Genomic DNA, 14,791 nt, shown 5'->3' on the forward strand with positions numbered 1-14,791 from the left:
AATATTTGAAAATTTGCATAATAAAACTTAGTTTTACATCCCTTTTGATTGTAAATCCTCCGGCTATCTTATTTTTTGAAAAACATTTTGTAGTCCAGTAATTATGAAAAGTTCAAAATGAGTATTGCCTTATTAACTGTTACGATTATTGCAGCCTATTTATTAGGATCTATACCTAGCTCGGTCTGGTACGGAATTGGATACTTTGGAATTGATGTCAGAAAGCACGGAAGCGGCAATGCTGGCGCAACCAATACGTTCCGGATTCTTGGAAAAAGAGCGGGCACGGTTGTCATGCTCATCGACGTGCTGAAAGGCTGGACGGCAACCTGCCTGGCATCCATGCTTTTTTACATAAATGAAATCGGTGAGACTGAGTTGCTTATGTACAAGATCATTTTTGGCATCATTGCGATCATCGGTCACATTTTTCCAGTTTTTGTTAATTTTAAAGGAGGAAAAGGCATTGCAACCTTACTCGGTATGGTGCTGGCCATTCACCCGGAACTTGCCTTGCTCTGCATCACGATTTTTATTCTGACACTTCTTACCTCCCAATACGTATCGCTGAGTTCTATTCTGGCTACACTTGCGTTTCCTGTTCTTTCCTGGATCGGAGTGTTTGGTCACCCGGAACCGCTGTTGGTTGTATTTGGATTTACCATGTTCATTCTGGTCGTTTTTACGCATCAGAAAAACATCATAAGGCTTATGAACGGAAATGAAAGCCGCGTCAAGATCTTTTCAAAGTCCAAGTCTGAACGACAAAATTCTTAAAAGTATATTTAGGAAAAATAACCCCTGAGGCAATCCTTCAGGGGTTATTTTTTTATCTTGTGCGCAGTTTTATACCTATTTCAAAGACTAACAATTTCAGAAGCAATGCTTGATTATATAGATAAAAACCGTGACAGATTTTTAAACGAACTGCTGGATTTGCTCCGCATACCTTCCGTAAGCGCAGATTCGAAGTTTAAAAACGATATGCTGAAAGCGGCTGAATACGTCCGCGACAGGATTCTGGAAGCCGGTGCCGATCGTGCTGAAATATACGAAACCGCAGGCCATCCGGTGGTTTATGGTGAAAAGCTGATCGATCCGGCACTTCCGACCGTGCTTATTTACGGGCATTACGATGTACAGCCTGCCGACCCGTACGAACTCTGGGATTCACCTCCGTTTGAGCCGGTAATAAAAAATGAGCGAATTTATGCAAGAGGTTCGTGCGATGACAAAGGACAGTTTTACATGCATATAAAAGCATTGGAAACCATGCTTGCGACCAATTCACTTACATGCAATGTCAAAATAATGATTGAAGGCGAAGAAGAAATCGGCTCTTCCAACCTCGGCACATTCGTGAAGGAATATCAGGAAATGCTGAAATGTGACACGATCCTGATTTCGGACACAAGCATCATCGCCAATGACGTTCCGTCCATTGAAACCGGCCTCCGCGGGCTGACTTACGTAGAAGTGGAAGTTATCGGTGCAAACCGCGACCTGCATTCAGGCGTTTACGGCGGCGGCGTTGCCAATCCGATTAATGTGCTTTGCGAAATGATTGCTTCTTTGAAAGATAAAAACGGGCATATAACTATTCCCGGATTTTACGACAAAGTGGAAGAACTTACGCCTGACCAGCGAACCGCATTGAACGCAGCGCCGTTTGACCTGGAAGAATACAAGAATGAACTGCAGATCGGCGACGTGCTTGGCGAAGAAGGTTATACGACCATTGAAAGAACGTCCGTGCGCCCGACGCTGGATGTAAACGGCATCTGGGGCGGATACATCGGTGAAGGCGCAAAAACGGTTTTGCCTTCCAAAGCCAATGCCAAAATATCCATGCGGCTGGTTCCAAACCAGAACGATGATGAAATCTGCGAGCTGTTTACAAAGCATTTTGAATCCATTGCGCCGGCTTCAGTAAAGGTAAAAGTCGTTCCGCATCACGGCGGACTTCCTTATGTGACGCCAACAGATTCGGTAGAATATAAAGCTGCGGAAATGGCTATGGAAGAATCTTTCGGCAAAAAGCCAATCCCGACACGCGGCGGAGGAAGCATCCCGATTGTTGCGCTGTTTGAACGGGAACTGGGCTGTAAAAGTATTTTAATGGGCTTCGGACTGGATATTGACAACCTGCATTCTCCGAATGAAAGCTACGGAATTTTTAATTACTATAAAGGAATAGAGACAATTCCATTGTTTTTCAAGCACTATGCAGAATTGAAGAAGTAAAGCCGATTTTAATTTGAGTTGACTTTTGTTTGTTCTTTATACAAAAAAATCCGGCCGCAGTAAAACCAGCCGGGTTTTTTGTGTTTATTCTGTTTTGCAGATTGATATTTTTATGAACAATATATGAGTTTGATACTGATTTTATTTACCCCGTTACCTGCTTGCGAGCCATAATGGTATCGTAAACGCCATCCCATAATTCAATACGCTTTTGTAATGATGTCTTTACTGCTTCTGTCGCTTCCTGCCAGTATTCTTCGTTTGTACCGCACAGATTTGAAGTCATTTGCAGGGCTAAATGGCTGTGATGATCGCCGTCCACTTCAATATGCCTTTCCAGATAATATTTGAAAATGGAAATACGCTCGGGAAAATGTGCATGCAAATCATTGATAATGGAATGGAACATGTCCGGAATGAGATCTTCCCGCCCGAATGTGAAAACAGCCGCCTGAACATAATCCTTGTTGCTGCCAATAATCTCGAATGTATTGCTGACAAACTGTGCAGCTTTCTCCGGCGTGCCGGCTTTCTGAAATGCCTGTTCAAGCTCGCCGTTCTGCATCAGTTCTGAAATAAAACCGGTGATTGGTGCGGTGTCTGCACCGCACTGGCACATCGCTTCCAGGTACAGTTCAAAGTGACTTTTCCGGTTCCCTTCCATATCAACGTCCGATTCTTCACCCAATACAATTTCATTGATCAGATAACGGCTTTCAGGCGAGCCTTTCGGGAACCACGGAACAGCAGTACAAGTAAGGTTATTCTGCAGTGATTTCAGGAGCGACATAAAATCCCACACTGCATACGCATGATACTGCATGAATATTCCAAGACTCTCGATATCCTGAATTGCAGCATATACTTTATGGTTGATAATCTGATGCCGTAGAGGCTCTATGCTTTTTTGAATTTGCTCAATGTAATTTTCCACTTTTTAATTTTTAGTGATACGACAAAAACTGTATTCTGTCTTATGGTGCAAAGTTAACAGGCAACTGATTTGTCAGACGGAGTATTTCACAGTTCTTCATTTTTGCATATGGAAGGCAGTAGTTGTAAAAACTGATTCATCGTTAAAATGGCAGTGTTGCTATGGGATTTTAGTACCAGCAAATCGGCATCACCTGTAATTAAAAATCAGCATTGCAATGCTCACAAATCCCTAACAGATAATCATCATCTGTATCGCGTACAACCTGTGGTATTGACTGTACAGTCACTTTGTTCAGTAACAAAAATGCAAGAGACATGAAGCGGATTGCCTGATCATAAGAAATAATTTTACGGAATTTAGGCCTGCTGATCACATCCTCAAACTCCTGAAGTAATTCTTTCGAGTAAAAAACTTTTATATGCGGATTTTTCAGGATTTCATAATAAAGTATGCGGCGGGAACTCCGGTTTAGACATGCAGATATATACCAGTTGGTATCGATGACAACATTAATTTTTCTTTCGGGCATTGCGGTAAGCTGTAATTTCTTTTTGAATATCTTCAATGGATATGTCTGAATCAGGAAGCTCCTGATCCAGTTCTTCAAAAAGATCATCAGCAACGCGCAATTGTATTTCTCTGGCAACAATCAGTTGCTGCCCTTTTGGAAGTGTGTCAAAAGCTTCAATTACTTCTGTCTGTGTCATAATTAGTCCGTTTTAAAACTGACATTTTCAGCGTATTTAAATATAAGATTTTTGAAGCAAAAAGCAATTCGGTTTTCACTACCCGAAAAGTATCTTTTTCAAAACAGGAAAATACACGTTACCGTACAATTCGCTTTCAGCACCTAAAAATTACTTTACCTTCTCCTCCGCTGTTCCCGCTTCATTTTTTTCAGATTGGCAATGGCGGCTTTGGCTTCTTTGTCCTGACCGGATTTTCTTTCAGCCCGGTCGTCAGCCAGCTTGTAATACTTCAATGCTTCATCATAATTCTTTTTGGACTCCGCAATTTTGCCCATCCCGATTAATGAAGAAACATAATAACCCGCGCTCAGCGAATTGGTTTTTACAGAATAATCAATGGCCTTTTGATAATACTGTGCAGCCAGATCGTAATTGCGATGATAATTCATGTTGTAAAAAGCCAGAACGTAAGCCGCATTCCGTCCGCTTACGCCTTCATAACCCGGCATGCCCTGCTCGATTTTATCAATAATATTGTGCGCTGCTTTTTCGGCTTCGGCAATTTTTCCGGTCACAAATGCCGTTCTGCAGAAATACCTTTCAAAATAGGGATTGTTCGGGAAAGTCTGCCACATGTACTTGGCCATTTCGTAAGCCTTGCTGTTTTCATTTTCCATGCTGTAAATCTGCAGCAGAAAATACCTGGCCTCAACCCGGGTGTAAAATGCATTGTTGCCTACTTTTTCAAGCTGCTGTTCCCCGAGTTTTTTGTTGCCTCTGGGGAAAAGTGCCAGTATGGGTTTCAGGATCGGATATTCTTTCGGGATCCATTCTGCATAGTAATTGTACAAACCGTCGCCAAAAAGCAGTTCCGGCGTAAGGTCGCCGTTTCCTTTGCATTGTTCAAAATATTTCAGTGATTTCTTGCCTGCAAATGCCGCTTTGGTCCAGCTTTCACGTTCCGCATAAAGACGCCCTTTGAACGCATAGGCTGCCGTCAGGAAAAAAGCCGGTTCCACCTTGTTTTTCTGATTATCATAAAGTTCCTCGGCAAGATTGATTGTGGAATCCATTTGCGCCAGAAACGCTTTGTCATAAGCTTCATTATCCGTATTCGGAACAATTTTCCACCATTCGGCCAGCCCCATCAGAAAATGCGGCATCGGATGTTTCGGGTAACGGTATTTCAGCCACCGGAATTCTGTATCGGCTTCTGCAAATTTGTAATTGTAAAGCAAATTAATGGCCTCGGTCGCTTCAATCTGCACGCCGGGATTACTGATGACCATATCATACTTCTTGTCGAGCTCCGCCGAAGAATACAATTGTGCGGAAACAGAATGAAAGGCAATAACACTTAAGAAGCAGGATTTGATGGTGTTAACGATTATACTTTTCATAGTTGTGGTAAAATGTGTTCTAATTAACGTGTGTTTTTTATTTTACGTTTATCATCAGCCGGGTTTTTGAAAAAAGAGTTAATATTGATGCTCAGAGTATTCACTGTATATATCAAAGAACTGAATTCATCTTTTCCGCCCGAAACGGGATGCGGATAAAGAACGTCACCAATTATTATGATTAACATTCTGGATAAAACTTTTGTCCCCTTTATATCCCGAAGCAGCATTGAAAGCCGGATCGCTGAACTGGCAGATCTGATCTGTAAGGATTATGAAGGACGCAACCCCGTATTTATTGTGGTTCTCAACGGCGCCTTTCTTTTTGCCGGCGAACTGGTCAAAAACATTTCATTAACCTGCGAAATTACTTTTATCCGGTTTTCTTCCTATTCGCAAACCGAATCGACCGGAAATGTAAGACAAATTATCGGAATGGAAGAAAGCATTGAAAACCGTGACATCATTATTGTGGAAGATATTGTCGATACCGGTCTCACCATGGCGCATTTGTTGAAGCAAATAAAGGATTTTTCCCCCAAGTCGGTTGAAATCGCTACGTTACTGCACAAACCCGATGCACTGAAGACACCGATTGACATGCGTTATGTCGGCTTCGAAATTGACAACAAATTTGTGGTCGGTTACGGCTTAGATTACGATGGTTTTGGACGCAATCTGGACTCTTTATACGTTCTGGCCTGATTAAATACATGAACATGCAAATACAGTTTTTTGGAGCAGCAAGAACCGTTACCGGAAGCAAGCACCTTATAACAACCGAAAAAGGAACGAGAATTTTACTCGATTGCGGCTTGTTTCAGGGAATCCAGACGGATGAAGCCAATCAGAATTTCGGCTTTAATCCTTCGGAAATTGATTATCTCATTTTGTCCCATGCGCATATTGATCATTCGGGGCTCATTCCGCGGCTTGTAAAGCAAGGCTTTAAAGGCCCGATTTACTGTACTTCGGCTACGGCCGATCTTTGCCGCGTTATGCTCTTGGACAGCGCGCATATTCAGGAAAAAGACCTGGAACGGGTTAACCGTCGCCGGCAAAAACAGAACCGTCCGCTGATTGAAGAATTGTATAATACGGAAGATGCCGTTCATGCATTGAGCCTGTTTCAGGAAGTTCAGTACAGTAGGCCTTTTTTCTTGGGAAAAGACAAAGAAGTTTCTGTTCTTATGACGGATGCCGCCCATTTGCTTGGAAGTGCCGCCGTGCATTTGACATTTCAGGACAACGGACATGCAAAGCAAATAACTTTTACCGGCGACATCGGCCGTCCGGATGATCATATTCTCCGCAGACCAGACGCTTTTCCCCAAGCTGATATTATTATTTGTGAATCAACTTACGGCGACCGTCTGCACGAAAAAGAAGGTGACATGCAGGCGCATCTTTCAAAGATTGTGCGGGAAACCTGCGTGGAACGCAAAGGAAAACTGATTATCCCGGCCTTCGCCATAGACCGTACGCAGGAACTTATTTATGCGCTGGACCAGCTTTCAAGTTCAGGAAAACTGCCCCGGATTCCGGTTTATATCGACAGTCCGCTGGCTGTCCGCGCCACCGGCATCATGAAAGCGCATGACGAATGCTTTAATCCTGAAATACTCGGTTATATAGAAAAAGACGGCGACGCCTTTGCTTTTCCGTATCTGCATTACATTTCCGAGACAAGCGAGTCCATTGCACTGAATGATAAAAAAGAACCTTGCATCATTATTTCTTCGTCCGGAATGGCCGAAGCGGGCCGGGTTAAGCATCATATCAAAAATAACATAGAAGACCCGAAATGCACGGTTCTGCTTGTGGGCTACGCTTCTGCCAATACGCTTGCCGGCGCTTTAAAGCGCGGCGACAAACAAGTTGACATCTTTGGAGAAAAGTACAATGTAAATTGCCAGATTGCCAGTCTGGATTCTTTTTCCGGACATGGCGATTACAATGAAATGCTTGCTTTTTTGGCCTTCCAGAATCCGGAAAAAGTTGAAAGAGTATTTCTGGTTCATGGCGAATACGAAACGCAGCTTTCCTTCAAGCAGAAGCTGGAAAATGCCGGATTTGGAAATGTTTACATTCCGGAATTGTTTGAAAGCGTAAAAATTTAAAGAAAATATGCACTTTAATGTTTTTGTAACCTCAAAAGACTTGTAAAGTCCAAAACATTATTACTATTTTTGCCAACCAGTTTTTCAATGCCGAAGTGGTGAAATTGGTAGACACGCACGTTTCAGAGGCGTGTGGGGGTTGCCCTGTGCGGGTTCGAGTCCCGCCTTCGGCACAAAACGCCGTTCTTGCTTGCAGGAACGGCGTTTTTGATTCTCGGGAGCATTTTACATGCTACTGCGGAGAAGAACAAGACCTGGTTAGTAAATAAATCAAAATAATTTCAAAAAATTCGTCCGACGCGACTTTCTATTATGGAAACGCTGATCTTACCCTTTGCAGGGCCGACTGGGCGAATGTACCAGGTAAACCCTGTGTTGTCCTGATATATTGTCATAGTACCCATATCAAAATCAATAGAATTTTCATAAATAGTAAAATTTCCTGCAGTAAGCTTATCCGAATTACCAGTCATAGCCTTTTTGATTCTGCCGGTAAACACGCCTTTGAATTTTATTGAGATTTCATCCCCTTCCATTCCGGTAAATTTGATCTTATTATATTTACTTACATCCAGGATAATATTCTTCTCTATCTTCTTAATCCCGCATCCCAGGATTCCGTAGAACGAAAATAACAATAGGAGTATGATGGTTCTTAAATTAGTCATTATCCAGATTTTTACCATTTGTATTGCTTAATGTACCATCTGGAAGGTTGCTTCCTTTATATCTCTTTCCTTTTCCAGATGTAATTTTATCCTGAATATGATTTCGCAATTCTTCGCCAGAACATCCACAGTCATTCTGTGTGTCAATACCAAGCTTATTATTATGGTAATCCATTTGCTTGGATAATGGCAAGTTACTCGTACCAGACATAGGCGGAGGGCCATACTCATGATTATTCATAATGGTATAAGCAATGTTATTACCCCATTTTTGATTGTGTAATGCTGCTATATAAGCATGTTTATATGCATTTTGATTTGTACCGTCTTCATCTTTATTGATAGCACCACCAAATCTTTGCTGTGAAGAGACCTCACCTTGCTTAAAGTGGATGTATGCATCATATGCTTTCAAAGGATTTGCTATAAGCCATGACGTTTCCAAAGAGTTTAAGTTTTTGTACCATTCCCAAAAAGCCGGATCAGCTATATTAAGGCCTGTCCCTGCTGCTCCGGAATTAATAACATTCGGGTCGTAGCAACTTTCCCATAAAACAGTATATGTAGTGCCTGTATGATTATACATAAACTTCGGCGGGCAATCTGGACAATTGGATACGGAGTAGTAATCAGTTGTTGTAGTTGTAATTTCGTAGACAATATTGCAAGTATAATTTACTCTGCCATTTGCCTGGCTTTCCAATTTCGGGCTCTGTTTGCCTTTTAATTTTCCATTTTCATAGAAATAGCCTCGTAGGAAATTGTCATCCATATCCTCAAACCAGATTCGACCCGAAAAATCCGTGTCTTCATACCGAAACTTTTTACGCTTTGAGTAATCCAAATCTCCTTTTATATACATCCTTTCCAGGTGCTCTTTGCCCGTAGAATCCTTATATGCAACTAATTTAACAAACGTGAATACTTCTTCAAAGGATTTTGATTCAGCAGCTGATCCATCAAAAGAAATCAAAGTTAAAGCATCCGTTTCTTCTTCCAGCAAGCTGACTAGTGCTTGTTCTCCATTAACCAAGGTGATGTAAGAACTCATACTCCAAACGGGCTTCTCTTTATGTTTTCTTTTAGTAGTTCTCGCGGCAATATCTTGCCTTGAATATCTTTCATACAAACCTTTTGCTTGTTCCAGTGTGATTGCTGTTATTGTTGGCCTTTCATCAGGAATAACTGAATGTTCACTATTACAAGATATCATCAATGTTAAGCAAAGAATCATCAATGCAATTGCGCTACGTTTAGCAGAATTTACAGTCATAAAGTAAGTTTTAAAATTAGGTAGTTGAATTAAATTAAGCTCCTTTTCAGAATATCAGAATTCCTCTGTGCACCTTTGGACGTAGCCTTGTAGCCATGGTAACACACCTGTCCAATTTTTTATGAAAAAACTTTTTTGTTTTGATAAATAGAAAATCAACAAATTATTTAAAAGGATAAAGCCAACATTGCCAGTGACAAATTCAAGATTTTAGCTGCTGCATAAACGTTTCTCAACCCTCATAAAAAACAAAACCTCCCAAGCGAGTTGCTTGGAAGGCCTGTCTGATTAATGGATCTTTGAATTACTTAATCTACAACAAACACCTTGATTACTTCGGTCAGTGATGCGGATTGTATTCTCAGCATATAAATACCTCCTGTCAGCGACAGATCTGAAATATTTACTTCTGCTTTCGATCCTGATCTGCTGTGTTCCGGCAAATTGATTTTATAAGTTCTGCCTAACTGACTGATCATTTCCAACGAAACATCTTTCGAATGTTGTTTCGAGAACTCAATAGTAAAGTGCTTCTGAACCATCGAAAAAGATATAACCTAACTACACATCCTTTTGCTAATCTCGAGAATCTTCCAGAAACACAGGTCGGAGCCATTTCAGGGATCTTTTCTTCCCGGAGAAGTATAAAAATACTGGTGAAACAAAGTCTCGTATATTTCTAAGACCTACCTAAGTTTTTTAAACTCTAGACTGACAAACGATTTACCATTAGGTAAAAAACTTTCGCTTCTTTCGGTCTTAATATATCCAAGAGCCAAAATATTTTTTTCAAAAGTTTCTTCATCAACCAGGTTAAATATTGTAGCTACTTGTTTTATACTTTCAATCCCGCTGTTGCTTACGGAAGTAACACCATTATTCTTCTGAAAAATAACAGCTAAAGAACCACCTGGATGTAAGCAAGAATCTATTTGGTTCAATCCATTTTCTAATTCTATATATTCGAAAATCAAACCAGCTAATATCAAGTCTACTTTAAAAGGCAAAACTTCTCTACTATTCAAATCGTGTTTAATTAGTATCAAGTTCTCAATCTGAGAAGAATACCTATTTTGGCATTCATTGAGATATACCTGACTAATATCCACTCCGTACACATGGGTGGTTTGTGTTGTATGTACGTGCTCCAACCCATTTCCGCCAGCAATCCCCAGTATAGCCAAAGAAACGGGCTTGTATTTGATAAGAGCTGATTCCATCAATCGACTAAGCATTTCTGACTGACCAACTAAGGGATGAGCCATGTGAGCTTCGTAATCTTCCAATGGAACATTACTCCAAGGATTTTCATTGGAAAGCATATTCTTTATTTTGTAAATGAACCAAATTTTCTATTTGATAAATGGAACTGTGTTAACCCAGAGTGGTGGAATTAAGCTCTGACTTTTTAGAAAGCTACCATCCCACTTGGGCTTTCTCTACTTGACTTCGTCCACTAACCTATTAAGCTGGAATTGCCTTTCAGATTAGAATTTTCATTTACGCTTGCCGATTCCGGCTGTGGAACCAATGCATCTTCCTTCGAACAGCTGCTCAAAAAAAGCATCGTAGAAAAACATGCGGCACCAATCCCAAAGGACAGACTCTTCCTGAATTTAACCATTTAATCAAAAATGAGTGTGAATGATAATTACTGTTATGTTCACAAAGCTGTGCAGAATTTCATTTACAACAGTTACAATTATTCCGTATAGCTGGTCTGGATTATCAGGCGGTAAATGCCGGCTTTGCTAACTGATTATGCAAGATTTCGGCAGTTAAAAAGCCTTCAAAATCAAAATATGATCTTACTTATGTATTATTGGTTTGGACTAAATGTCTCCGGCGTTTTCATCTTGCTTGCCAGATATTGCTGTGCCGCTGCCGGTTCGTCCAGCCATGGAAACAGGCTTGGAGGGTGGTTGAAGCCATTGACAAAGTCAGAAGCAATTTCTGCATTCTGTGAAGCTGCACCTAAAATATCAATTACATGTGGCGCTGGCGGCGAAAGAAATATATCACAGAACCGGTTCACGTGTTTTGAATACTGCCAGAAATCATCAAATGTTTTATTCATCCAATCCACGTCAAATGGCTTGTCTCCATGTGCAATAATTGCTTTTGCATAAGCATTGGCCATTTTAGTGGCATTGTTGCCACCTTGCCCAACGATCGGATCATTCAGAATAACTGCGTCGCCAATTCCAAAAACTGCCGCATTTGAATTCAGCTGAACGACCGGCTTTCGGACGACCGGAGTAAATGATCCGTTAAGAAAAGCATCGTCCCGTATAATTTCGGCATTTGCAAAAGCAGCATACCGCCAGGGCAGCAACTCCCGAATCATTTCTTTGGCTTTTTCCAAATGCACTGTTCCCGATTTTATATCCTCAAAAATGTCCATTGGCCCGCTTGGAACACTTTCAATCAGCAAAAACGCACATTGAATATGGTCTTTCTGGTAAAATGGCGCGGTAATGATCTCGCCGGCACCCATTACTGCATCCAGCGTAATGGTTGTGAATTTGGTTTTGTCCGGCTGCTCAAAATTATTGATATGCAGTTGCAGCAATTTGCGTGCAGGCGTTTCCCTGCTTGATTTCGCTTCATCCCGGGTAAACAGTTTTGCAAGCGGGCCCTTTCCGCAGGAAATAACAACAAGGTCAAACTGCTTTGTATATTCCAGAAGGTCAGTTGACGCTGTACTTCTGACAATAAATTTTCCGCCATTTTCCTCAAACAGCTTGATCCATTGATAAAATTTCAGCCGCTGATCAATGGCTACGCCGGGCTTGTTTGTATTGGAATTGATACTGAACGCATAATTGCCATCCGGCATACCAAAATTGATATTGAAACCGGTTGAATAGTATGCTGTATTGTGCCAGAGATCCAGACCGAGTTCTCTTTCAAGCTGCAAAGTATCGCTGAACAAATAAGTAGCCCCCGTTTGCGGTCCGTTGAATATATCTTCTGCCGAAAGCTCAGAAATAATGGTAATATCATATCCGCTTTTTAGCAGCCGAATCGCCAGATGCAGACCTGACTGTCCGGCTCCTATAATCGCTATTTTTCTCATTTGTTTAAAGTTTTAATTTCTGGCGGATTCCGGCTGAGAAGTTCGTGCATGTTCTGCGAACAGTGGCTTCATTGCAATAACCCGGAAAAGCTTGCTATGCCGGTTAAAGCAGCCAATCAATTAGCCAGCTTTACGTTTGAAAAAATTAGGTTTTAAATAATACAGTGATATCAATTGTTAAATCACAATTAATTTCTAGACAAATTCACTGTGCTTTTATCCTTTAAACAGGTTGAATGAACAAACGGTAACATTCCTCTAATTATGACTATTATAAAGTACTACTGACAAGAATTGCATTATGATTATTCTGTATCGCCAGTCTGAATCAGAACTTGGTAAAATGCGGCTTTACTCACTCGTTTTTGCAAGATTTTAGCGGTTATATGAATGTTTTCAACCCTTATAAAAAACAAAACCTCCCAAGCAAGTTGCGCTTGGAAGGCCTGTCTGATTAATGGATCTTTGAATTACTTAATCTACAACAAATACCTTGATTACTTCGGTCAGTGATGCGGATTGTATTCTCAGCATATAAATACCGCCTGTCAGCGACAGATCTGAAATATTTACTTCTGCTTTCGATCCTGATCTGCTGTGTTCCGGCAAATTGATTTTATAAGTTCTGCCTAACTGACTGATCATTTCTAGAGAAACATCTTTCGAATGTTGTTTCGAGAACTCAACAGTAAAGTGCTTCTGAACCGGATTCGGATAGATCGTGGATTTCTCAAACTCCACTTTCGATTCCGAACTGAAAAGTTCCTCTGCACTGGTTCTTGCACCGGAAGTAACAGGACCATTGGTTACAATCAGTAACTGCGGCTTGTTGGATGCATTTTCCTTACTATTGATATTGACGTTCTTGTTCTGATTGCTCGGGTTTTTCACGGCAATGCTTACTACTTTGTCTGCTGCAAGCTGCGCCTGAACGTAAGCCGTTACATCAATTTCGTAGTACTTGGCAGTATTATTTACGCCCACTGAACCCAGAACCGTTGATGAACTTGCCGGTGCATTGTTCAGGTTGATTCCGCCTTCTGTCCAGCTATCGTTGTCAACACCGTATGCAGACAAATTGATAGAAGTCGTATTTTCAGTATTGTTGGCATAAATACGTAGCTTGGCCGAACTTACCTGACTCAAACTGCTGAGCGAGAACTTCAAATAAGCTGAACGGGTTATGCCGTCACCGCTTCCGGATTTCACGACCATATTTGTAGCACTTCCGTAATTGGTACCTGCATAGCTGCCGTTGCGAACATAAGAATCTGCAAGCGGCGACAATGTTACCGATGTAGGAGCTGTCACATTGTTCACAGTTACTATTATGGTTTCATCATCAGACAAAGCAGGTGAACCATTATCGGTCACTTTCACCGCAAAGGTAAAGCTGCCCGCAGCAGTCGGTGTCCATGTAAACACTCCGGTAGTCACGTTGATCACTGCTCCGCTCGGCGCATTAACTAACGAGAACGTCTTGCTCTGGCCTGCATCAGCGTCGGTTGCTGTTGCAGTAAAACTCAATGCTTGTCCCACCGTTACCGTTTTATTACCGATTGCAGCTAAAACTGGTGCTACATTAGTCGTCGTTGCATTGCCCACGGTCACGGTGATGGTTTCCTCGTCAGACAGGGCCGGAGAGCCGTTGTCGGTCACTTTCACCGTAAAGGTAAAGGTGCCTGCGGTTGCCGGCGTCCAGCTGAACACGCCGGTCGAGGCGTTGATCGCTGCCCCTGATGGCGCATTGACCAAAGCGAACGTTTTGCTTTGTCCCTGATCTGGGTCGGTGGCCGCTGCTGTAAAGCTCAATGGCTGTCCTACGGTAGCCGTTTTGCTGCCGATCACTGCCAGCACGGGGGCCGCGTTGGCCTGAGCCGTCTGCGGCAGCACTTCGATGGCCGAGATCTTGGGCATGTTGGCCGATCCGGAGGTAAAGTTGATGTTCAGTATGCCGTCGGTGACTGTCACCGCAAAGCTTTCCAGCACCGGGCGCACCGCGCCGCCTGCCCTGGCGTAGATGTCATAGTTGGTCAGCTTGCGGCTGCCTTCAATGTCCACGTTGAACATGCGCTTGCCGGTACCGCCGGCTACCTTGCCGGGCGCGCCGAAGTAGGTCTCCGCAAAGTGCAGCACCACGTTCATCGTGCCGCTGCTCACCGGGATGCTGTAACTGATCGTGGCCGCAGAGCGCTCCGAGCGGTAGAGCACATCGTCTGTCGTGTTCAGGATATCCACGGTAGAAGCCAGAGTGCCTGTTCCGCCGGTCACATTGCCGTAGTACTGGTCGGCGCTGAACTGGCGTCCGTCGGCTGTGGTGTAAGCAGCCGTCGAGCCTGTATTGATGCGGATAGCCGCCGGGCCGCAGCCGGCTGCGCGGC

At 42.4% G+C, this 14,791-nt stretch carries 14 protein-coding genes and 1 tRNA gene; 5 read left to right on the top strand and 10 right to left on the bottom strand.

The window, feature by feature from the left end:
- Nucleotides 1-117: 117 nt before the first annotated feature.
- Nucleotides 118-777, top strand: a complete 660-nt coding sequence (plsY, locus tag FEM33_RS02610; RefSeq protein ID WP_139010563.1) for a glycerol-3-phosphate 1-O-acyltransferase PlsY — start codon at nt 118-120, stop codon at nt 775-777.
- Between the two features lie 105 nt (nt 778-882).
- The gene (locus tag FEM33_RS02615) at nt 883-2,244 is read left to right on the top strand and encodes a dipeptidase (RefSeq protein ID WP_139010564.1); all 1,362 of its coding nucleotides are present in this window, start codon (nt 883-885) and stop codon (nt 2,242-2,244) included.
- 145 nt (nt 2,245-2,389) lie between these two features.
- Here the strand turns inward: FEM33_RS02615 and FEM33_RS02620 are convergent, their stop codons facing one another.
- The 4 genes from FEM33_RS02620 to FEM33_RS02630 form a co-directional block, all read right to left on the bottom strand.
- On the bottom strand, nt 2,390-3,178 hold the full coding sequence (locus FEM33_RS02620) for a DUF3050 domain-containing protein (protein WP_139010565.1): 789 nt from the start codon (nt 3,176-3,178) through the stop codon (nt 2,390-2,392).
- A 199-nt stretch (nt 3,179-3,377) separates the two neighbouring features.
- Complete coding sequence (locus tag FEM33_RS02625) at nt 3,378-3,710, bottom strand: putative toxin-antitoxin system toxin component, PIN family (RefSeq protein ID WP_161597052.1); 333 nt, start codon at nt 3,708-3,710, stop codon at nt 3,378-3,380.
- Nucleotides 3,691-3,888 (bottom strand): hypothetical protein, encoded by a 198-nt coding sequence (locus tag FEM33_RS26265; RefSeq protein ID WP_161597053.1) that lies wholly within the window; start codon nt 3,886-3,888, stop codon nt 3,691-3,693. Before FEM33_RS26265 ends, FEM33_RS02625 begins: the two co-directional genes overlap by 20 nt.
- A gap of 155 nt (nt 3,889-4,043) precedes the next feature.
- Entirely contained in the window at nt 4,044-5,270 is a 1,227-nt protein-coding gene (locus tag FEM33_RS02630; RefSeq protein WP_139010567.1) for a tetratricopeptide repeat protein, read from the bottom strand.
- A gap of 177 nt (nt 5,271-5,447) precedes the next feature.
- Between FEM33_RS02630 and hpt the strand changes: the two genes are divergently transcribed.
- The 3 genes from hpt (at nt 5,448) to FEM33_RS02645 (ending at nt 7,563) form a co-directional block, all read left to right on the top strand.
- Nucleotides 5,448-5,975, top strand: coding sequence for a hypoxanthine phosphoribosyltransferase (hpt, locus tag FEM33_RS02635; RefSeq protein WP_139010568.1), 528 nt, complete (start codon nt 5,448-5,450; stop codon nt 5,973-5,975).
- Between the two features lie 14 nt (nt 5,976-5,989).
- Nucleotides 5,990-7,390 (top strand): MBL fold metallo-hydrolase RNA specificity domain-containing protein, encoded by a 1,401-nt coding sequence (locus tag FEM33_RS02640; protein WP_139010578.1) that lies wholly within the window; start codon nt 5,990-5,992, stop codon nt 7,388-7,390.
- A gap of 89 nt (nt 7,391-7,479) precedes the next feature.
- Nucleotides 7,480-7,563 (top strand) — tRNA-Leu (locus FEM33_RS02645).
- 108 nt (nt 7,564-7,671) lie between these two features.
- Here the strand turns inward: FEM33_RS02645 and FEM33_RS02650 are convergent.
- From FEM33_RS02650 to FEM33_RS02675, 6 genes are all read right to left on the bottom strand, one after another.
- Entirely contained in the window at nt 7,672-8,058 is a 387-nt protein-coding gene (locus FEM33_RS02650; protein WP_139010569.1) for a hypothetical protein, read from the bottom strand.
- Nucleotides 8,051-9,331 carry a DUF6973 domain-containing protein gene (locus FEM33_RS02655; RefSeq protein WP_139010570.1) on the bottom strand — a complete coding sequence of 427 codons (1,281 nt, stop codon included), beginning with the start codon at nt 9,329-9,331 and terminating at the stop codon, nt 8,051-8,053. The genes FEM33_RS02650 and FEM33_RS02655 overlap by 8 nt, the downstream gene beginning before the upstream one ends.
- A 308-nt stretch (nt 9,332-9,639) precedes the next feature.
- Nucleotides 9,640-9,873: a T9SS type A sorting domain-containing protein gene (locus tag FEM33_RS02660; protein ID WP_139010571.1), complete on the bottom strand. Its 234-nt coding sequence runs from the start codon at nt 9,871-9,873 to the stop codon at nt 9,640-9,642.
- A gap of 144 nt (nt 9,874-10,017) precedes the next feature.
- Nucleotides 10,018-10,653, bottom strand: coding sequence for a class I SAM-dependent methyltransferase (locus tag FEM33_RS02665; RefSeq protein WP_139010572.1), 636 nt, complete (start codon nt 10,651-10,653; stop codon nt 10,018-10,020).
- Between the two features lie 497 nt (nt 10,654-11,150).
- Complete coding sequence (locus tag FEM33_RS02670; RefSeq protein WP_139010573.1) at nt 11,151-12,410, bottom strand: styrene monooxygenase/indole monooxygenase family protein; 1,260 nt, start codon at nt 12,408-12,410, stop codon at nt 11,151-11,153.
- A 474-nt stretch (nt 12,411-12,884) separates the two neighbouring features.
- A partial coding sequence (locus FEM33_RS02675; RefSeq protein WP_139010574.1) for a CBM96 family carbohydrate-binding protein occupies nt 12,885-14,791 on the bottom strand: 1,907 nt, incomplete at its 5' end.

The sequence above is a fragment of the Dyadobacter flavalbus genome (assembly GCF_006149045.1).
Classification (GTDB): Bacteria; Bacteroidota; Bacteroidia; order Cytophagales; family Spirosomataceae; genus Dyadobacter; species Dyadobacter flavalbus.